Annotated in this window: 18 protein-coding genes and 2 pseudogenes; 10 read left to right on the forward strand and 10 right to left on the reverse strand. The window is 60.2% G+C overall.

The annotated features are described in order from the left end of the window. Positions 1–153: 153 nt before the first annotated feature. Together AB4Z10_RS13310 and AB4Z10_RS13315 are read right to left on the reverse strand one after the other, a co-directional pair. The gene (locus AB4Z10_RS13310) at positions 154–576 is read right to left on the reverse strand and encodes a response regulator (RefSeq protein WP_441470863.1); all 423 of its coding nucleotides are present in this window, start codon (positions 574–576) and stop codon (positions 154–156) included. Beyond that, positions 573–2,711: a PAS domain-containing sensor histidine kinase gene (locus AB4Z10_RS13315; RefSeq protein WP_441470864.1), complete on the reverse strand. Its 2,139-nt coding sequence runs from the start codon at positions 2,709–2,711 to the stop codon at positions 573–575. The genes AB4Z10_RS13310 and AB4Z10_RS13315 overlap by 4 nt, the downstream gene beginning before the upstream one ends. 991 nt (positions 2,712–3,702) lie before the next feature. Between AB4Z10_RS13315 and AB4Z10_RS13320 the strand changes: the two genes are divergently transcribed. From AB4Z10_RS13320 to AB4Z10_RS13365, 10 genes and pseudogenes are all read left to right on the forward strand, one after another. Beyond that, positions 3,703–4,254 (forward strand): restriction endonuclease, encoded by a 552-nt coding sequence (locus tag AB4Z10_RS13320; protein ID WP_441470865.1) that lies wholly within the window; start codon positions 3,703–3,705, stop codon positions 4,252–4,254. 156 nt (positions 4,255–4,410) lie between these two features. After that, positions 4,411–5,172 (forward strand): ImuA family protein, encoded by a 762-nt coding sequence (locus tag AB4Z10_RS13325; RefSeq protein ID WP_441470866.1) that lies wholly within the window; start codon positions 4,411–4,413, stop codon positions 5,170–5,172. Continuing rightward, positions 5,087–6,063: pseudogene (locus AB4Z10_RS13330) on the forward strand (Y-family DNA polymerase). The gene AB4Z10_RS13325 and the pseudogene AB4Z10_RS13330 overlap by 86 nt, the downstream one beginning before the upstream one ends. Next, a complete protein-coding gene (locus AB4Z10_RS13335; protein ID WP_441470867.1) occupies positions 6,060–9,317 on the forward strand; it encodes an error-prone DNA polymerase in 3,258 nt (1,085 codons plus the stop codon). Before AB4Z10_RS13330 ends, AB4Z10_RS13335 begins: the two are co-directional and overlap by 4 nt. A gap of 112 nt (positions 9,318–9,429) precedes the next feature. Further along, positions 9,430–10,059 (forward strand): Rossmann-fold NAD(P)-binding domain-containing protein, encoded by a 630-nt coding sequence (locus AB4Z10_RS13340; RefSeq protein ID WP_441470868.1) that lies wholly within the window; start codon positions 9,430–9,432, stop codon positions 10,057–10,059. 118 nt (positions 10,060–10,177) lie between these two features. Beyond that, on the forward strand, positions 10,178–11,170 hold the full coding sequence (locus tag AB4Z10_RS13345; protein WP_441470869.1) for a 3'-5' exonuclease: 993 nt from the start codon (positions 10,178–10,180) through the stop codon (positions 11,168–11,170). A 319-nt stretch (positions 11,171–11,489) separates the two neighbouring features. Then, complete coding sequence (locus tag AB4Z10_RS13350; protein ID WP_441470870.1) at positions 11,490–11,804, forward strand: UvrD-helicase domain-containing protein; 315 nt, start codon at positions 11,490–11,492, stop codon at positions 11,802–11,804. After that, positions 11,753–12,127: pseudogene (locus AB4Z10_RS13355) on the forward strand (3'-5' exonuclease); the annotation flags it as partial. The gene AB4Z10_RS13350 and the pseudogene AB4Z10_RS13355, both read left to right, overlap by 52 nt. Then, complete coding sequence (locus AB4Z10_RS13360) at positions 12,118–12,417, forward strand: hypothetical protein (RefSeq protein ID WP_441470871.1); 300 nt, start codon at positions 12,118–12,120, stop codon at positions 12,415–12,417. The pseudogene AB4Z10_RS13355 and the gene AB4Z10_RS13360, both read left to right, overlap by 10 nt. Before the next feature lie 14 nt (positions 12,418–12,431). Continuing rightward, entirely contained in the window at positions 12,432–12,677 is a 246-nt protein-coding gene (locus AB4Z10_RS13365; RefSeq protein ID WP_441470872.1) for a hypothetical protein, read from the forward strand. 44 nt (positions 12,678–12,721) lie between these two features. On the opposite strand, the gene AB4Z10_RS13370 is transcribed toward AB4Z10_RS13365, so the two are convergent. From AB4Z10_RS13370 to AB4Z10_RS13405, 8 genes are all read right to left on the reverse strand, one after another. Beyond that, entirely contained in the window at positions 12,722–12,901 is a 180-nt protein-coding gene (locus AB4Z10_RS13370) for a hypothetical protein (protein WP_133565138.1), read from the reverse strand. A gap of 781 nt (positions 12,902–13,682) precedes the next feature. Then, positions 13,683–14,423 (reverse strand): methyltransferase domain-containing protein, encoded by a 741-nt coding sequence (locus AB4Z10_RS13375; protein WP_441470873.1) that lies wholly within the window; start codon positions 14,421–14,423, stop codon positions 13,683–13,685. Next, a complete protein-coding gene (locus AB4Z10_RS13380; RefSeq protein ID WP_441470874.1) occupies positions 14,413–15,348 on the reverse strand; it encodes a HesA/MoeB/ThiF family protein in 936 nt (311 codons plus the stop codon). The genes AB4Z10_RS13375 and AB4Z10_RS13380 overlap by 11 nt, the downstream gene beginning before the upstream one ends. Positions 15,349–15,442: 94 nt before the next feature. Further along, the gene (locus tag AB4Z10_RS13385; protein ID WP_441470875.1) at positions 15,443–15,721 is read right to left on the reverse strand and encodes a hypothetical protein; all 279 of its coding nucleotides are present in this window, start codon (positions 15,719–15,721) and stop codon (positions 15,443–15,445) included. Positions 15,722–16,040: 319 nt separating this feature from the next. Next, positions 16,041–16,805 carry a hypothetical protein gene (locus tag AB4Z10_RS13390; protein WP_441470876.1) on the reverse strand — a complete coding sequence of 255 codons (765 nt, stop codon included), beginning with the start codon at positions 16,803–16,805 and terminating at the stop codon, positions 16,041–16,043. 12 nt (positions 16,806–16,817) lie between these two features. Continuing rightward, positions 16,818–18,269, reverse strand: a complete 1,452-nt coding sequence (locus AB4Z10_RS13395; RefSeq protein WP_441470877.1) for a tyrosinase family protein — start codon at positions 18,267–18,269, stop codon at positions 16,818–16,820. A gap of 71 nt (positions 18,270–18,340) precedes the next feature. Continuing rightward, complete coding sequence (locus AB4Z10_RS13400; protein ID WP_441470878.1) at positions 18,341–18,688, reverse strand: hypothetical protein; 348 nt, start codon at positions 18,686–18,688, stop codon at positions 18,341–18,343. 8 nt (positions 18,689–18,696) lie between these two features. Continuing rightward, positions 18,697–20,178 carry a hypothetical protein gene (locus AB4Z10_RS13405; RefSeq protein WP_441470879.1) on the reverse strand — a complete coding sequence of 494 codons (1,482 nt, stop codon included), beginning with the start codon at positions 20,176–20,178 and terminating at the stop codon, positions 18,697–18,699. Positions 20,179–20,298 lie beyond the last annotated feature (120 nt).

The raw sequence follows: 20,298 nt of genomic DNA on the forward strand, positions 1-20,298 counted from the left end.
GCGAAGCTGTGTTCGCCATGCCCCCGGCACCTCGGACGAGGATTCAGATCGGCACCGCGAATATGTCGGCGGTCGGATATTCCGCCAGTAACGTGACGCTTCCGGTCAAGCGCAGGTCGGCCCCATGCACCGTTGGCGCGCGCGGCGCCGACATCAGGCCCGCGCTCCGCTCTTCGCCAGCTCCGAAATGATACCCGCTAGATCAGTGCCAACGAACGGCTTGGGCAGGATCGGGACATGCTGGTACCTGGCATCATGATCCTGGCGGCCATAGCCGGTGGCGAAGGCAAACGGAATATTCCTGGAGATCAGCACGTCGGCGACTGGATAGCTTGGCTTCCCATTCAGATTGACATCGAGGATGGCCAGGTCGAAGGACGCGGTCCGCGCGATCACGAGCGCCTCGTCAATCCGCGACGAGACTGCAGCAACGTCATGACCCAACTCGAGGATCATGTCCTCGATCAGCATGGCGACCAGTGCTTCGTCTTCCAGGATAAAAATCCGCAACCTCCTCGGGGTGGCGGGATCTTCGGGAGACGACTGCGAGGACGTTCGGTCTGAGGAGCCGCTCATGAAATTCTGGCCTCGATCTCGCAGACAACGCCGGTCGGGGCGAACATGAGTTGAACCTCGGCGCCGAGTTCCCGGGCTAGGGCTCTCTCCAGCAGCCTGCTGCCAAAACCCTTACGCATGGGCGACGCCACGCGAGGGCCATCCCTTTCCTCCCACCTCAGGTGCAACCGTTCGCCCGAGCCATCCGGCCGCACGTCCCAGGCGATCCTGAGGCGACCGGCCTCGTTTGCCAGAGCCCCATATTTCGCCGCGTTGGTGCAAAGCTCATGCAGCGCAAGCGACAGCGAGAGGGCAGCTCTCGGCTCCAATCGCCGGCGAGGCCCGCTGATCTCAAACCGTCGGCTCGGCTCGGCGCAGACCGCGGAAACGGCATGCTCCACGATCTCGTCGAGGTTGGCCCCTTCCCAGCTCTCCCGCGTCAGGATGTTATGCGCCGTCGAGAGCGCGATCAGTCTGCGCTCGAATTGTTGAAGGACTTCGCTGGAGGCGTGACCGCGAAAGGTCTGCGCCGCGAGCGATTGAACGGTCGCCAAGGTATTCTTGACGCGGTGGTTCAGCTCGTTGACGAGAAGCCTGCGGCGCTCTTCGTGACGCCGCCGCTCGGTGATGTCCCGGGCGATCTTGGAAGCGCCGATGACCTTGCCGCTTCCGTCCTTCAACGGCGATACGGTGAGCGAGATGTCGAGCAGGGACCCGTCCTTGCGCATCCGCACGGTTTCATAATGATCGATGCGCTCGCCGCGGCGAATGCGGGCGAGAATCTGCGGCTCCTCGTCCTGACGCTCGGGTGGAATCAGCATTGTCACCGGCCTGCCGATGGCTTCATCCGCGGTGTAGCCGAACAGGCGTTTCGCACCCTCGTTCCAGGTCTGAATGATCCCGGCTGTATCCTTGCTGATGATGGCGTCGTCCGAGAACGCGACGATCGCCGCCAGTCGCTCCGCATAGGCTTCAGCCTTCTTGCGGTCCGTGATGTCGACCAGCATGTTGACGGCGCCGGTCAGCTTGCCTTCCTCGTCGAAAAGCGGCGTCGGATAGGGGATGAAGGGCACGCGAGAGCCGTCGGGACGCTCGGCGATCGCCTCCGCCCCACGGATGGCGCGCTTCTCCTTGAGCGCGATCGCCATCGGGCACTCGTCGTGCGGCAACGGGCTCCCGTCAGGCCAATAGAGCCTCCAGGTCACGCACCATTTATCGCTCCCGAGTTCCGGCCGCCGGCCGGACATATCGACGGCCGCCTGATTGTAGAAGCTAATGCGACCCTCGGCGTCCGTTGTATAGACCGCGTTGGGGAGCGCTTCGAGGATTTCGCGCAGCCGTTCCTCGCTCGCACGCAATGCGTCCTCGCTTTGCTTGCGCTCCGTGATGTCGTGGGTGATCGCGAGTTGCCCGACGGTTCCGTCCGGCAGCGCAAACGGCGCGGCATGCGTTTCCATGTGACGCCGCGAGCCCCGCAATCCGACGATGTCGAATTCCCAGCTTGCGCGGGCACCGTCGCAGACGCGCCTGTGGTGGTGCAGCCACATGGCGCGATCGTAAGGCGCGACCAGTTCCACGGCCGGCCGCCCCTTAACCTGCGCGAGATCGTCGGCCTCGATCATCCTCAGGCCTGCGGCATTCATGTGCAGGAGCATTCCATCGCGATTCACGAGCTTGAAGCATTCCGGAGTGGCTGCGACGATGGCCTGGGGCAGGCATTCATGGTCATCCACCTCGAAAGGCCCATCCGTAAGGGATGCCTGAAAGCATATGACTGCTCCGGTGATCGCGCCGCACGGGTCCTTGACGGGGTTGATGTCGAGCCGCGCGCGAATCCGGCTCCCGTCCGGCCGCTCGATTACGGTCCCGACATCGCGCTGAAGGTGGCCACTTCGAAGAGCCTCCGCCACCGGAGCATCGGACAGCGAGGAGGGGCGCTCGCCCTGCCGGAGGATCTGGCGCACGCCGAACAATCGTTCGGCTGGATCACCTAGCCGCGGTTCGCGCCCCCAGATTTGCACAGCATGGCGATTGTACTGGATTATCGCTCCGTCGGCGTCGCATGCGCAGGCTGCCACCGGGAGGATGGTCAGTGCGTTTTCATCAAGGAATGGCGCGCCCTTCGGCGGTCTGAACAATTGCGCGCCTGACTCCATAGTACCCCCCAAGACCCCTGTTTGCGGCGTAGTATCAAGACTGCGCTAAGGTCGAGAGAAGCCACACCGTTCGCTTAAACGACACGAGTCGGGAAAAGTTCCTGCATGCGCTTTGCGTATGGTCGTTGTGAATACGCACCGCGGGCGGGTCCTGCCGCTGCTGGCTGAGATGCGAGGCGACTGTCGCAGAGTCCTACCTACTGATGCGGGTGACTTCCACCGCTGCAATCACCCGCTCGAAGGCAAGTAGCGTTCGCCATTCAGATGGAGGATGTCCTCGAGCACGAGAACGGGAGGCGCTGCGCCAGATCATCAAAGCAGCGTTGCCGCTTCGGCCCAGCGGCAGCGACTCGCCAGTCGAACAGTTGCTGCTGGCCTAGGAAGTGGCCGAGCATGTTCGCGGTCGAAGGTTTCGTCACGGAAAATATCGGCAACGGGATGCTCACGTCAGGGAGCGACGCTCCAACCGCGGCGCACTGCCGGAGCACGCATACTGGGGACCGTTTCCGGTGCTAGGCGGCGATTCCTGTCGCCTTTTATGTACCGGCCGCGGGTGACCCCGACCGCCTCGGAATGCACCGGAATTGGATCGGCATGCACTTTCTCAACCCTGCGATGGATCACCTCTCGCAGACTGCAGGCGGAACGCGCCAGAATATGCCGATGTTTTTAGGGTGGATGCCGCTCTGCGCCGGCTCCGCTCACGGCACCTCGGCATAATCAGCACATCGGCATAATACAGGTTGCACATGCTGTTCTCCTGGCTCGCCCGACGACGCGCATACAAGCACCTGATAGACCAGGAAGCGACAGCACTGGTCGAGCACGAGGGTACGGCTGGGTACTATGCGGCTCGGCAGATCGCACGGGCTGCCCGCGATAAAGGGGATAGGCAGGCCGCAAAGCTATGGTTTTGCGTCACCCGCCGGATCGCAGACAGCACCGGGTTGGTGCCGGGAAGGGCCAAAATCGGGCGGCCCGAGTCCGAGTGGTGAAGGTGCGTATTGTGTCGAAGAAAACCGCCCGACCCAAACGTGCCGGCAAAGACAGTGTCTCTTGGAAGAATTACGAGCTCGTCGCGCAATATGTGCTCGAGCGAATAGGGGAAAGGTTCGGCCTAGCCGAGGTCCAAGGAAAGCAATTGGTTGTCGGTCGGCGGACCGGCACTGAGTGGGAAATCGACGCCAAGGGCGTGCGCGACGGGGACGGCGCAATCATTCTGATTGAATGCCGACGGCACGGGAACCGCCTTAGTCAGGAGGCGGTCGCCGCAGTCGCATTTCGGATCATCGATACGGGCGCAGAAGGAGGCATCATCGTCAGTCCGCTTCCGCTGCAGAAGGGTGCGGCAAAGGTCGCGGCAGCGACCGGGATCAAGCATGTGCAGCTCCGGCCGGAGAGCACCCGCGAGTTCTGGATCGCCGAGATCGAGAAGGTGGTCCACATCGAGAAAACGGAAACGGCAAAGATAGCCGTGCGGGACGCATTCGAGATTATCCTCAGGGATGCCGACGGAAATGTCGTGGATCGACGCCACGGCTGACTGCGCCGACGCGCGATCTATCTCCCTCCGAGGCCGCCGCCAGCAACCTGGCACTCGCCTCGAAAAGACTCCGATTGACTCCGCGAGGGGATGAGAACAAATAAAGAACGATCTGAGGGAGAGGCCTATTGCAAAGCGTGGAGCCGCCAATTCGCCATGCCGGACCGGACCATCAGTCCTGCTATTGCCGATCTTCGAGAGCGCATCGAGCGCCTCGAGGGCGGGCGGCGTCGCGCGCGGGCTGTTCTACCGTTTGGCCTGGCCGAAATTGATAATCGTCTGCCGGGCGGCGGACTTGCCGTCGGGTGTTTGCATGAGGTTGCCGGCGGCGGGAATGGTGCAGTCGACGGCGCAGCCGCGGGCCTATTTACAGCCGGCATTGCCGCGCGGACACGCGGCAAGGTCCTCTGGTGCGTGACGCGCTCCGACCTTTTTGCCCCAGCGCTTGCGCAGGCTGGGCTTGCCCCCGACAGGCTTATCCATGTCGAGGCGGGCGATGAAAAGGCGCTGCTGGCCTGTTTCGAGGAAGGACTGCGACACGGCGGTTTTGGAGCCGTCATTGCTGAGGTTGCCCATCTCACGATGACCGCTTCGCGCCGGCTGCAGCTGGCCGCCGAAGGACAGCGCGCGATCGGCATCGCGCTCCGACGATGGCAACGGCAAACGGAAGCCAGCGATTTTGGGCAGCCGACGGCAAGCGTCACGCGATGGCGTGTCTCCGTCCTGCCTTCTCGGCCGCTGCCGGTCCCGGGCGTCGCTCGTCACCGGTGGCTCATTGAATTGATCCGATGCCGCGCCGGAGAAAGCGCCGATTTCGAAGTGGAGGCTTGCGATGGCACGGGTCGTCTCGCTCTTCCTTCCGAGGTGGTCCACGGATCGCCTCAGAAGGAAATTGGGCGACGCTTCGCCACCGGCTGATCAACCGCTCGTACTGATCGGCCGCGAGGGCCGCCGACGCGTCGTCACCGCAATCGATATCAACGCCGAACGCCTCGGCCTTCGCCTGGGTATGCCGGGCGCCAAGGCGCAAGCGATCGCTCCGGGGCTCATCGTCATGGATGCTGATCGCCAGGCTGATGCCGATGGGCTGATCAAACTGGCGCTCTGGGCCCTGCAGCGCGTCTCGCCGGTGGTGATGGCTGATCCACCGGATGGATTGGTGATCGACACGACCGGCGCCGACCATCTGCATGGCGGTGAAGGGGCGATGCTGCAGGCGATCGTGCAGCGCTTCAACTCGTCTGGAATTGAGACGCGCGCCGCGGTCGCCGATACCTGGGGAGCTGCTCATGCCGCGGCTCGCTTCCTTGGCCGAGCGACGACGATCATTCCCGTAGGCGCCGCCGAGCCATTATTGCGAGCACTGCCCATTTCAGCCCTTCGCCTCGATCCGGAAATTGTCGCTGGTCTGCGGAAACTGGGCTTCGAGCAAATTGGCGAACTGCTCGACCAGCCGCGGGCGCCGCTCGCGCTTCGCTTCGGCCCTGAGATCGGCCGGCGGCTCGACCAGGCGCTTGGGAGAGCCGCTGAGCCGGTCGATCCGATCCGAGAGCCGGAGATTGTCGAGGTCCGTCGCGTGTTTGGTGAGCCCATCGGCGCGGCCGAAACAATTTCCCGCTACATCGGGCCGACGGGCCTGAGCGAATTCGCAATGAATGGTGGAAGCGCGATGCTGAGATGACGACAGTGCGGGACTATTTCCGCGTCGAGGACGAAACCGGCGAGCGCTACTGGATATTTCGCTCGGGGGATGGCGAGCACTCCGATAGCGGTAGCCAGCGCTGGTTCCTGCATGGAATATTCGGATGAGCCCGCGCTACGCCGAGCTGCAGGCGACATCGCATTTCTCATTTCTGCGCGGCGCATCGTCCTGCGAGGAATTGTTCGCCCAGGCGGCTGCGCTCGGCATCGAGGCGATTGGAATTGTCGATCGCAATAGCCTGGCGGGAATTGTCCGGGCCCATGAGGCCGCCAAAGCCACAGGCGTCAGGCTCATCGTAGGCTGCCGGCTGGACTTCACCGATGGCATGTCGGCGCTAGTCTACCCAACAGACCGTCCCGCCTATGCGCGATTGTGCCGGCTCCTGTCGCTCGGGAAAAAGCGCGGGGGCAAGGCAAAATGTTGCCTCCAATGGGCTGATCTCGTCGCCTACGGGGAAGGGCTGATTGTCGCTCTCATTCCGGATGCCGTCGACGAGGCCTGCGCAATGCAATTGCGCCGACTGCGGGAGGCCTTCAGCAATCGCGCCTATGTAGCAATGTCTCTCCGCCGGCGGCCGAATGATCAGGTGCGCCTCTGGGAGCTGTCGAATATGGCGGCGACCGCGCGCGTTCCGACGGTCGTTACCAATGACGTCCTTTTTCACGAGCCGGCGCGCCAGGTCCTGCAGGATGTGGTGACGGCGATCCGGCACAACGTCACGATCGACGAGCTTGGCCATCGGCGCGAGCGTTTTGCCGACAGGTATTTGAAGCCCCCAGAGGAAATGCAGCGGCTCTTCGCCCGCTATCCTGAAGCGCTGGCGCGGACCATCGAGATCACGGAGCGCTGCCGCTTCAACCTCGAGGAGCTCGCTTACCAGTATCCAGAGGAACGGCTTTTCCCGGAACTCACTCCACAAGAGGCCCTGGAGAAATTGACCTGGGAGGGCGCCGCCGCACGTTATCCGGAGGGGCTTCCCGATAAGGTGCGCGGCAACCTAGAACACGAGCTGCGCCTGATCGAGAAATTGGAATACGCGCCCTTTTTCCTGACAGTGAACAGCATCGTGAGGTTCGCGCGTTCCAAGGACATTCTCTGCCAGGGCAGGGGGTCCGCGGCGAATTCAGCCGTCTGCTTCGTCCTCGGCATTACGTCGATCGATCCTGACCGCAACGACCTGCTTTTCGAGCGTTTCGTTTCTGAGGAGAGGCGGGAGCCGCCCGATATTGACGTCGATTTCGAACACGAACGGCGCGAAGAGGTGATCCAGTGGGTCTATGAGACCTACGGCCGCGATCGCGCCGCGCTTTGCTCGACCGTTATAAGGTATCGATCCAAAGGAGCCTTGCGCGACGTCGGCAAGGCACTAGGCCTGCCCGAGGACCTGACCAAGACATTGTCGTCGCAGGTTTGGGGCTGGTCCGAGGGTGTAGAGGCGAAACATGCCGAAGGCCTCAATCTCAATCTCGCCGATCGCCGGTTGCGACTGACGCTTGAGCTTGCTCATCAGCTGGTAGGTACACCGCGGCATCTTTCTCAGCACCCGGGCGGGTTCGTGCTCACTCGCGACAGATTGGATGAGCTTGTTCCGATTGAACCCGCCGCCATGGAAGATCGCCAGGTGATCGAGTGGGACAAGGACGATATCGACGTCCTGAAATTCATGAAGGTCGACGTGCTGGCGCTCGGCATGTTGTCGTGCATGCGTCGCGCTTTCGATCTCCTCGCCGACCATAAGGATATCCGGCTCGATCTCGCGACGATCCCCGCCGAGGATCCGCGCACCTATGCGATGATCCGCAAAGCCGACACGCTGGGCACGTTTCAGATCGAATCCCGGGCGCAGATGGCGATGCTGCCTCGGATCAAGCCCCGCACCTTTTACGACCTGGTCATTGAGGTCGCGATCGTCCGGCCGGGCCCAATCCAGGGCGACATGGTCCACCCTTATCTCCGGCGCCGCGAGGGCAGGGAGGATGTCGACTATCCCAAACCCGAGCTCGAAGCCGTCCTGGGCAAGACACTCGGCGTGCCGCTCTTCCAGGAACAGGCAATGAGGGTCGCGATCGAGTGCGCCGGCTTCACCCCAGGCGAGGCCGATCAACTCCGTCGCGCCATGGCGACGTTCAAGCACACGGGCGGCGTCTCAAAATTCGGCGAAAAGCTGATCAACGGCATGGTCGCCAATGGCTATGAGCGGGAATTCGCCGAGCGCACCTTCCGGCAGCTCGAGGGTTTCGGAAGCTATGGCTTCCCGGAAAGTCACGCCGCTTCGTTCGCCTTGATCGCCTATGCGTCATCGTGGATGAAATGCTGGCATCCCGACGCGTTCTGCTGCGCACTGCTCAATGCCCAGCCGATGGGCTTCTATGCTCCCGCCCAAATCGTCCGCGACGCGCAGCAACATGGCGTCGAGATCCGCCCGGTCTGTGTCAACGCCAGCCGTTGGGACTGCACGCTCGAACGCCGCGATCATGATGACGGGCGACTGGCCGTGCGGCTTGGCCTCAGGATGGTCAAAGGCCTGGGCAACGCCGAGGCAGCGCGTCTCGTCTCCTGTCGCGAGGGGCAGGCATATGCTTCGGTTGATGACCTCTGGCGCCGCGCTGCCATTCCGGTAGCCGCCGTTGGCGAGCTCGCTGAGGCGGATGCCTTTCGGCCGTCGCTCGGCTTGGCGCGTCGCGAGGCACTCTGGGCAATCAAGGCCTTGCGTGACGAGCCACTGCCGCTGTTTGCCGCCGCGGCGCTCCGAGCCGCCGAGAGGATACCAGAACAAAGCGAGCCGGCGATCGCGCTCAAGCCCATGACGGCTGGCAGCGAGGTCGTCGAGGACTACGGCCACGTCGGTCTGACGCTCCGCCAGCACCCGATTGCCTTCCTGCGTGCCGACCTTGCGCGCCGGCGCATCCTGACCTGTGCCGAGGCGGTCGCTGCGCGCGACCGCCGTCGGATTGATGTCGCCGGCCTCGTGCTCGTGCGCCAGCGACCAGGCTCGGCCAAGGGCGTCATGTTCATGACGATCGAGGACGAAACCGGCGTCGCCAACGTCGTCATCTGGCAGAAGGTGTTCGAGACGTTCCGCCGCACGGTTCTCGGCGCCGGCATGGTTGGCATCAGAGGCTATATTCAACGCGAAGGAGAGGTCGTGCATATGATTGCGCGCCATCTCTTCGATCTTTCGGCAGAACTTGCGAGCGTTGGATCGAGGAGCTCGACTTTTCCCCTGCCGCATGGGCGAGGTGACGAGTTCCATCATGGTTCGCCGGCGCCGGATCCGCGCGGGATGCCGAAGGCGCGAAATCTGGTCGATCCCTACGGTCACATCGACGAAATTCGGGTGCGGACGCGAGATTTCCGGTAGCCCGCCCCAGTCTTGATCGCGCCCGATCGCCACGTCGGATCGCCGAATTTCGCACTATGATCTAAGCTAGGTGCGACGAGGTTCGCGGGCCATCGAGAAGCAAGGGGCCAAGATGAAGCTGATGCTCGTGGGAGCAACCGGACTTGTTGGTCAGCAGGTGCTACAGCTGGCGCTAGCCGATGATCGCATAGATGAGGTGATCGCTCCGGGGCGTCGACCCTTGCCGCGACATCAAAAACTCATCGCTCCGATCGTGGAATTTGAGCGGCTGCCCGAAGACGCCCCATGGTGGTCGGTCGAAGCCGTTATCTGCGCGCTCGGCACGACCATACGAACAGCCGGATCCAGGGAGGCCTTCTACCGCGTTGATCACGACTTTCCGCTGTCGGTCGCCCAGCTAACGCGGCGCAATGGGGCCACCATTTTTGTCCTGAATTCCGCGATGGGTGCGAATGCCGCCTCCCGCATCTTCTACAGCCGGGTGAAAGGGGAGGTAGAACGGGATATCATCGAACTGGGCTTCCCCTCGCTGACCATCGCTCGCCCAGGTTTGATCGGCGGGGAACGCCAGGAGTTTCGGAGCGGCGAGCGTCTTGCGACGAGCGTCCTCCGCATTCTCCATCCGGTTTTGCCGCGTGCCTGGCGTATCAATCCCGCCGACAAGATTGCTGCAGCGATGATTGAAGCCGCCGTGGCCGCAACGCCTGGAACCACCATATTGACGTCAACGAAACTGCTTTGAGATCAGTCGAAGCGGTGGACATCCCATCGAAGCTGGTTGGCCCCGATGGTGAGCCGACGCTCAGTCTCTTAGGCTTCACGGCTTACGGCGGGCATTCCGCGACGACCAAGGCCGCCACATGAAGATCGCCTCCACTCAATTTGACTTGTTCGACGACGCGCCCGGTTATCGGCAGACACCGCGGCCAGCGCTGCGGAAGCGAAAATCGGAAGCTCCCCAAGCGCCGTCCGACTGGAATGAGGAGGCGGCCGCACAGCGGCTGGAACAGAGCGACCGCTACCGGGTTTTGCGGAAACTCGTGCCGCGTCCGATCATCCCGCGAGCGGAGAGCGCGTTTCCAAACCTTGCGGTTTTGGTCGATACGGAGACAACAGGACTCAATCACGCCAAGGACGAGATCATTGAAATTGGCGTCGTCGCTTTCACCTATGACGACGAGGGAGCGATCGGCGATGTCGTGGGCATCTACAGTGGCCTGCGAGAACCGTCGGAGCCGATCCCGGCGGAAATCACACGGCTGACCGGCATCACCGACGATATGGTCGCTGGTCGCGAGATCGATGTTGTAGCGCTCGACGCGCTGATCGAGCCTGCGGATCTCGTCATCGCCCATAACGCCGCATTCGACCGTCCATTTTGCGAAAAACTCTCTCCGACCTTCGCGTCGAAAGCATGGGCCTGTTCGGTCAGAGAGATCCCTTGGGCAGATCTTGGCTTCGAGGGAAACAAGCTCGGCTACCTCGTCGGTCAGTTCGGGCTGTTCCATGAGGGCCACCGCGCGGCGGATGACTGCAACGCATTGTTGGAAGTCCTGGCGAGGCCGGCAGGAGAAGGTGGTGCTCGACCGTTCTCCGAGCTCTTGCGATCGAGTGAGCGCAGCCGCGTTTGCATTTACGCTGAGAACGCGCCTTTCGACATGAAAGATCACCTGAAGGGCAGGGGATATCGCTGGTCCGACGGTAGCGACCGCAAGCCGAGAGCCTGGTGGATCGAGATCGATGACGAACTCCAGGAGGAGGAGTTTCGCTATCTCCGCACCGAAATCTATTGCTGGGAGGATGCAGAGCCGCTGACGATCCGGCTCACAGCCTTTGATCGCTATCGCGCGTAGCCAGCGCTGGTGGTTGGCAGTGCGGGGGAGAATCTCGCTCGGGAGCTTGACTCGTCGGCGGTGATTGTTCTCATAATGTTCTCATTCTTGAGGACGCAATCATGCCGCCAGCCCTGCCAAAACAGGCGCCTGCTCAAAACCCAATGGAGCGGCAAATCGATAACGTTTTGGCCGAGTTTCACGGTGATGCCCGAGCCGCCATCGGTGCCTTGCTTCATAACCGCGACGAGCTTCTCCGGGATGCGGACCGGGCGGCTTCGCTAGGCTTCCTACGCGGCCGGTTTTCGGAAGGGGCACGGCCGGTCCGGGAACTGAAGGCATGAACGCCATCGCCCCGATCAGCTATCTCGACACGCTCAATCCGGCGCAGCGCCGCGCCGTGATCCATGGTGTTGGCACGATAGCTTCGTCGCCTCTGCTCGTCATCGCTGGCGCCGGCTCCGGCAAGACCAACACGCTGGCGCACCGCGTCGCCCATCTCATGGTCAGCGGCGCCGATCCGCGGCGGATCCTGCTGATGACATTTTCGCGGCGCGCTGCGTCCGAGATGGCGAAGCGCGTTGAGCGGATCGCGCGCAAGGTTCGACGATTCATTCCGCCAAGGGCCAGGAGTGGAAGTCGGTCTTCGTCATGAACACGGTCGATGGCTGCATTCCGATCGACCTTGGCGCGGGTGCGCGTGATGAAATCGAGGAAGAGCGCCGGCTGCTCTATGTCGCGATGACGCGCGCGAAAGACGACCTGCATCTCGTCGTGCCGCAGCGCTTCTTCACGCACGGCCAATCTGCGACCGGCGACCGTCATGTCTACGCCAACCGCACCCGCTTCATTCCAAATGCGCTGCTCGGCCAATTCGAACGGACGGCCTGGCCCATCGCGGCCGCGGAGGAATCGCGGACTCCGTCTGGTGGCCCGAAGGTCGATGTCAGGGCAAAGATGCGGGGCATGTGGCGATGACCGCGCATTGGCCGCACCAGGTCGAGATCAAGCTGGACAGGGCGTCCGCGGTCGAACGCCTGCGCCGGATCGAAGTGTGGTGCACTGATTGGCGGATCAGCTTTCGCGTTATCGGCACGATGGCTGAGGGAGTTATCCGCGTGGCTTTCGAAGAGGCCCGCTTCGCGCGTGCCTTCCACGCTCATTTCGGCGGTGTCATAGCGCCTGCGGATGAGCTCGAAACGGCTCTGGCTACTGATGCCGCGGAAGTCGACTTGTATGATCGGGTTGCGGGCGAATACCCTGATTAGGGAGGGCCAGCGTCATGGCGGATGCGGTCAGGATCGGATCAGGTGTGCCGCGCATTCCGATGCGCCAGGCTGACGACCTAGTGGATCGGATCGAGGCGCTGAAGAACGAAGCAACCACCCGCAGCTTTGGTACGCTGGCCTATTTCCTCGACACCGCGCTGATCGAGGCCAAGCTGCAGGAGCAGCACATCATCGACGACACGGCTATCGCTCGGGCCACACCTGATGAACTTTGGCGCCCGGTCGAGGATCGGGATTGATCGCCGAGTCGCCGAGCTTCCGCCGGCTGCGCCCCGAGCCCGGCTTAACGCAGCTTCGCTATCTTGATGCCGTCGAGTTTGGCGCGGTCTTTGATGGATTCCTCGCTGCGCGTCATGGCTTTTGAGATTGCTTTGAGCGCCATGCCCTTGCCAGCAAGTAGTTTGAGCTTCTGGAGTTCCTCGGATGTCCAGGGTTGGCGGTGCCGTTCGAAACGCTCGGTCACGATCTGCTCCTCCTTCGACGAGACATCTCTGACATTGGGCGCTCAATACAGAAACGAGAGGGGCCTGGTCAAACATCCAAGCGCACAACCGCCATTTGCGCCAATTCGAGACATTGGAGCCTTGCCGCAAAGCGGACCTTGTCCGCATGGCGCTAAGGCCATTTCCGACTGACTTCGAGGAAGGCCTGACTATACGGAGTTTACGTCCGAGCTTGATTTAATCATCGCGCTGGAAAATGCTCGGCAACGGCAGGAGAAGTGCAATGCCCGAGCAGAATGCGCTTGTCGCCCGTCGTCGGAACGTGTGCTGAGCCCCTATGTTCGCCTGTTGGACGGGGCGAGCATAACGCCTGATGGTCGTGCGGAAGGACCGGTGGAAATTATTGCCGCTGCCGCATACCAGTGGGCAAAATCGCGCCTCTGGTCCGCCCTTTCTTTTGCGATGATAGCTTCTTTAGCTCCGCCGGCGGTGCTAGGATTACTATTCTTTCTCACATACTGGATCATTCGCGGCTTCCGGAGCTGAACGGTTGGCGATCTCCGACCTCCCATGGCCCCCTTCGGGTGGGGTTTCGATTTTCAAAGGGCAATCTGGTCGAGACCAGCTTTGAATCGAATTCACGAGGACGCAAACGCGCATGGCGGCACTTGGCCTCCCGACCTACGCCGCCGGCGCGCTCCGCAAGGTACCGGCCCATATGCGCCGGAAACCCGCCCGGTCGTTCAGCCTTGCCACGCGGCTGGGGCCTCGGCTGACGGGGTTCCGAATGCCGTTTCGCCGTTAGAATTTCCTATGCGCGATGAGCACTATGTAGTCCTTGGTCGTAGCGGCAGACAGACGGATAGAAGACAGTTTCAGCGGAAGGGCACCGCTCCAGCTCACTTCTCTTGCCTCGGGAAAGTGCTGCTGAATGCGCCCTTCGGCTTCGACCTCACAGAGACCATTGTCAGGTGCTGCGTATCTGAAGGTCTCTAGCCAGAGGTTGCCGAAGCCCGCTTGTTCGGCCGCCGCAACATAATCCGCTGCGTTATAGGAGTGTCTGACCGGCGCTTGGCCGTAATCCACTTGGGAGCCGATCCATTCCACCATGACCACCTCCGCGATTGACGGATGAGCCATTATCGGTGCCAGCGTCTCAAGCCCTTTTGACAGGAAACCGGTGACGCCTTGGATCACCAACCGGGCGTCATCTAGCGTAGATTTGAGCCAACTGGCGGAGATCTCCTCTGCGGAACACGCGAATATTTTGTTCGGGTCAACTCCTGCCCTCACGGCCGCGCGTCTCATCCAGGTGTTCGGCTCCACCGACTGAACTCGGGCTCCGAGCGCGGTAAAGAACCTATGAGAGAGCCCCGTTCCGGCTCCGAGGTCGAGCACGCAGACGTTATTCCAGTCCAAACGGGACGCCAGCAGCTTGTTCGGTGCCAGACCTCCGGGATGTAGGGGCCCGTTCGACAGGACCGCAAGATTGGAGAAATAGTCGGCGTCGTCTAGCCAATCGTCGAGATAGTTATTTCTCATTGTGGCCTGCGCACACAGGACAGGTTGGATCACGTTCGGATGTGGAAGTCCGCACTGAAAGGTCGCGCATAGATACCTTGACGTCCGACGCGCCGCCCGAGCCTCCTAACAGATGCCGCGTCCATAGATCGACCGCCGTGGCCGCGACAATGGCGTTGATCGCATATGAGGACGGTGGCATGTCGAGGGCCTTATGTGAGGCGAGCGGCCATAGCCATCTTTCCGGATTGCCCCCAACGGTCGCGCAGCTCCCGCATCCACCCGATCGATCTAAAACGATTGGGGCTATGGCTGCGCTTTCACCGACGTAACCGAGGAAAGCGTATGGGATCCCCAATCTGAACGCCGTTGTAACGATCAGCCTACGCAATTCGAACGGCATATTGTCGGCAGAAACGAAGATCATGGCTGGCCCGTCGCCGTGATACGATAGAAGACTAGGCTCAAACCTATCGTGGCAGGCAATTTCGAGGGCTTCGCCTCGGATTTCTTTAAGCCTCGCGGCTGCTGCCTCTACCTTCGATTGGCCGACGTTGCCTGCTGTGTAGAGAACCTGGCGATTGAGGTTCGACACCTCGACCACGTCGAAATCTATGAGGACAAATCTACTGACACCGATACGTGCCAGGTGATCCGCGACATGGCATCCGACCCCGCCCACTCCCACAATCCAGACGCGCGCTGTGTTCAACTTCTCAAGGCAAAGCAGTGCGGCGTCGACGCCTGCCGCGCAAGAATAGTAGCTTAGCTGACGGGACTGGGACGACCGCAGGAACGCCCGCGCGCTTTCATCCTCGACATCCTCGAACATGCCGCAGTGCTCATCGACGAACGCGTTAAGGCGCTCTGACGTCGGAGCGTCCAGCATGCCTGCGATCAGTAGCGACAGCTCGTCGAGTTCAAGCTGTTGCTTGAACTCGAACAAGGCCGTGCGATTGCCGTCATTGAACAGGAATGCAGAGGGCCTCGAGGCCTCACCTACCGCGAAAACCCTGACTGCAGGACGGACGATTCTCAACTTAGTTCATTTGAGAGCCGATTGCCGCTACCGTATCTAGATCCCGGGCAAGCTTCTCGGAGACACTGACACCTGTAATGTCGGTGACCGCCGCCATAATTTCCTCGAAGGTTGACGCCGTACCTTGCTCGTCAACAACTCGCTTCACTATGTCGGCATTCAGCCGGCCCTGTTGGTGCAGGTCACGCAGGAAATAACCGGAGAAGCTTGGACCCGACTTCCCTTCCGCGACCGTGCCGACGAAAGGCGCAACAACTTTTCCTTCAGGAAGATCAACCATGCTTTCCCCCTATTGGCGGCTCAAGCGAACGTTGCGTTGGCCCGGTCGATTACTGGAGCAGCGCGGGCCCCGATTTAATGCGATGAAATCGAGACGAGGTAAAGGAGCAATCCAGTTTTGCTCGGAGTAACGCAACTCATCCCCCGTCGACGCCCGTAGCGCGATCCTCGAATTGGACGGAAAGTTGGCAAAGCAGCAGCTCGGGCGAGCATCAAGACAGCGTCCCCGCCTACCCGTCTATTTATCCGTCCAGACTTTTCCCTAGAATGGCAACCGGGTAAAGGCTTCGGCAAACGGGCGTTTGCCGACGTCCAATAAACTACTTTTTCTCGCACGGCACGGTGCCATATCTTAGATTATGGCACGATCTCCCCGTCATCGAGCAGTATTCGATAAGGATGGTCGTCTGTAGGAGCTTTTCGGAAAATATCTTAGAAGCTTTGGTATGCTCGGGTGTAGGAATAGGGATCGGCTGGGCGGGAGTACGAAGGGCTGCAATTGACACTGACCCACCGACCGGGATTAACTCGCCGGGATAGGGCAGTCCTACATATGATAGGAGACTTTGATTGGCAGCTCGAAGTGCCGCCGCGCTGTCGTTATACAAAAATCGGTCGAGTTTGGGTCTCGCGTCGCTGATCTGTTCGCGCCATTTAGTTTCATCCAGACCGCGTGAGTCATAGCACGAGTTATCAAAGGCGATCGCCACTCGCTTGATGTCCGCGGGGCCGAGGCCCGAATTTACAATTGCAGCGGCCATGCTCAATTCGTCAGCTCGGGAAAACAGGAACGGCTTTATCAGGAGTTCTTTGTGTGCCGTGTCGTGTTGCTGCTGTTTTGTCGAAACCTTCAGTGCCGATATCGCCACCCAGAGCGATGTGCCAGCGACAAACAATGAACAAACGGCGGCGGCGAACGAACCATAGCGCTCGATCCACGTCTTCTTCTCACCCACCGGTGTGCCGGCTGGGGCTGTTTTGATAGGCTGCACTTCATCGGGCTGAGCAACGGGCGGCAATGGACTGGGCTGAGCAGCAGGTGGAACGACAGGTTGGCTCGGATCGGTAGCCCCTGGGATGTTCATCAACAGCAACTCCTATTCGGCAACTATCATTTCCCGGATATTAATCGTCGGATTTCCAACGGCGTTTAAGGGAATCCATCTCTCCTTTGTCGGAGCAAGCACTTCGACGCGGACTGTCAAGCTCTTGCCGGCAATAGCTGCCCGATCGACTCTCAGATCAACATTGATTTTCTCGCGCCGGGCGCAGCTCGGACAGCGACCAGGCTCCGCACCTTGGAAAAACGCGTGGCGTGCGACGGACTTCCCATCTGCCATCAGATGAACGTTGAAGCTGCCCGATATGCCCAGCCGTTGGATACCCTTGACGCGGATCGACAGACGCGAACGGCGTTCGACACGAAAAGGCTGATCTGCAAAAATATCGCCGGACTCAACCCTAGCCATAGGGGAAAACAGCGATCTCGCGGACTCCTCGTAAGCATATTTGGTGGCATCGATCGCCTGACTGGCAGTCTCTGTAAACGGCGGCAGCTCGTTGAACGGCGGCGTATCGAGCCAGTCTAGCTCTTCGCCTTCAAGCGTTTGACGAAACGTTTCTAGCGTCGTCGCGCTATGTCGGTGCTGCCACGCCCACCACATCCGCTCCCAATTAGTGTGGAAGAACCAGAAGATGGGATCAAAGGCAGCGATGTCGGGTGTTTGCATTGCTGGGCCGCACGATACGTGCCCGTCGTCATGCGCCTGCTCGATCGAATTGGCAAAGGCCTCGAATTTGGGAGCATCCAGAGCCTCGCGGATGGTCCCGGCAACATCATAGGATGTTATACTGATATGTATATCTTTTGCGGAGTAGCGTTCAGTCTTTGTACCGGCCGAATATTGCGGGGCGACATCACGCGGGAGCGCGTAACTGTCAAAGGGTGGCTTGAACAACCATTCTGGGGGCTGTTTGACAACGTCCCAGTAGGGCATCTTGAGGTCTTCGCAGCCTGGAACGGACTGAAGTGCGGCCTCAAATTTATCGATAAGTATGCGGTGCCAGGGATTGTACCGCTCCTCGTGGTGAAGACAATTTACTGGTTCCGGAAACCAATGGATGTCTGCAAGACTGAAGTAGCTTTGCGGATGATCGGGATCACGGTCCATGATCGTGCGAAATGCGAGGGCAAGCCGCTCGATTTCAGGGGGCGACAAATTATCTGCGTTACGCCGGGCACTCGAATCCGCTGCGGCTAACCCAGCCATCGCCTTCAACGCTGACGAAGGTGCGGCCCCCATCGGAAACTGATCAACGATCCAGTTCTTGAAGGACTTGACCTTGTCCGCCGACCACCTTCGTTCTGGCTCCGGTGGCATTGAGCCGGACCTAGTTTGCGAATAAATCGACGTGGCGTTCCTTTTGACGCCCTCGTAGGTAGCGAGGTCGATCCCCCTCGCTTTCATGTGGGCGATGTCGATCGGTTCGAAGAAAAATCGGATATGCTGCAGAAATGTCGGATGTTCGATCGGCTGTTTCTCGTCCACTGGTCGTTCTTCCCCACGGTGTAAATGATTTCCGCATGGGGGCTCTGGGACGAAGTCCCGGCGCCCTTCACTCAGCTGACAACGGGAGCACCGTCTGGACAGCCAGCGTCGATCCAAGCAGCGATTTCGTCGATCTGATCGCCCGTCATAAAAGGGCCGCCAGCTGGCATGCGCCGGAACGGCGTGCCGGTGAACAGACCTTCCCCCTTCAGCGCCTGGATAAATGGAGATTCCGCCGATTTACCAGGAATAACAATGCGCACCGCCCTACTAATACCTGGCACGTTACCCTGTGTGAACTCACTATAGTTCAACGACAACCAGAACTCCTCATGAGGCGCAAATTCCGCGCTGACACCCAGGGCCGCCATTGTCTTCGACAAGAAGGACTTGAACTCATCGAAATTTGAAATCGCCATCACGAGCCTCACTTTGCTGTATGCGATAAGGTCGATTCCATCAGTTCCTTAAGTTCCCGAAACTCTGATAGCTGCGTCGCGGGCAATCGGAACGCCTCAGCCGCGGTGAGCGTCTTGGCCCAGGGTTTCAGCCCCGGATTGGGTAAAGACAAGCCTGTCACCGACTTATCCGAGAGAGCCGCTACAGCCGCTATGGCTTGGATGGGCGGGAATGCCCGCGTGTTTAGTGACCAAAGAAAATCAGTCGTTACGCGCGTCGCATTGTGACAGTTCATGCAGCCCGTTCTGACGGACTTCTGATCGAAAGTTTCCATCGTCAGGTTGGAATAGGCCGTTGCCTCCGCGCCGCTCCCGGGAAACGTATTTGGCGGCCTGCCATCGGCGGATGGATCGCCAACCGATAAAGGCCACTGGGTGACGACAAGCTTATAGAACTGCCAGGGAACACCCGCGTCTGCCAGCATTTTTCGATAGATTTCGTTCGTGCTTTTGGTCTGAACATGCACAGGTTTGGTTCTGTCGACGTTGAAGGGCGCCGGGACTTGAACAGGTGGCGGAAACACATACGGGTTTTGGTCAGGCATTCTCAGGCCGTCGGCGGAATTGAAGGTTGCGGGAATTTGGCTTTTCTCTTCAATGAGGTTGTCAACTTGCTCGAACGAAGACCAGATCCACTGGGGGCGGCTGGTCGTCTTTTGCACGATATGTAGGCCCACCAACCCGACCTTCGACTTCGAACACGTCTCCGAAGCAAGATCGAGAAGGTAGGCCTCGCGCGTATAGAATCGTTCGGGATGGGCGATACCGGTCATGTCGATCCAGGCGGCTTTGATATCAATCGCGCGAGGCTGGAAGGTCATCGTCCCCTGGAGGTTGCTGCGCAGATAAAGCTTGTCGCGTTGGATCTGGTCGAATTCGATCTTGTTAAAGCCGGTTTGGAATCGCACGTAGGTGCGGTTCTGGGCCACAAGTGGGCCCACCAATGGGGGACCGAAACCCGCTTGTCCCAGATTGTCGAACTTTGAGAACGCGGCGAGGATCAGGTCATCGCTGGAAACATTATCCAGCTTGCATGGGTTAGCTCCGTCCATTGTGTTCCAAGCGCTTGGCGGGGCGCCTTGTGGCTGAAAGATCTCCCAGTCCGATTTAAACGTCTCAAAGACCAGCGGCCGACCTCTATCCGAGAGCTTCGCGGCCGCATCCGGCAGGCCTCGCTCGCCCGGTTTCGCAGGCCAAACCAAACCAAGAAAAGCGCGCCAAGAATAATCATCAAAAAAGTCGATGGGATTGCCGCCAAACCCAGCGGGAATACAAACATCGTCCAGTACTTTCTCACTGATGGCCGCTTTTGGTGGTGTCGTTGGCGATCCAGGGCAGCCTTCAAAAGATTGTGAACTTGCGGGTGAGTTAATAGATGCCGCAATCGACGCTAGTATTATTATAGACACGAGTGAAGTGGATTTTGCTAGGGATCGAGCGCGCTTATTCATAGCGAATCCTTCCAAATAACGATGGATCACTTGTAAGCGAAGTTGGAATTCGTCTGATACAACGTCAGGATATTGGAAATGTGCAGCTACGAGAGGCGTAATATTTGCATTCAAATGGTG

It is taken from the genome of Allobosea sp. RAF48 (assembly GCF_052114025.1).
Taxonomy (GTDB): Bacteria; Pseudomonadota; Alphaproteobacteria; order Rhizobiales; family Beijerinckiaceae; genus Allobosea.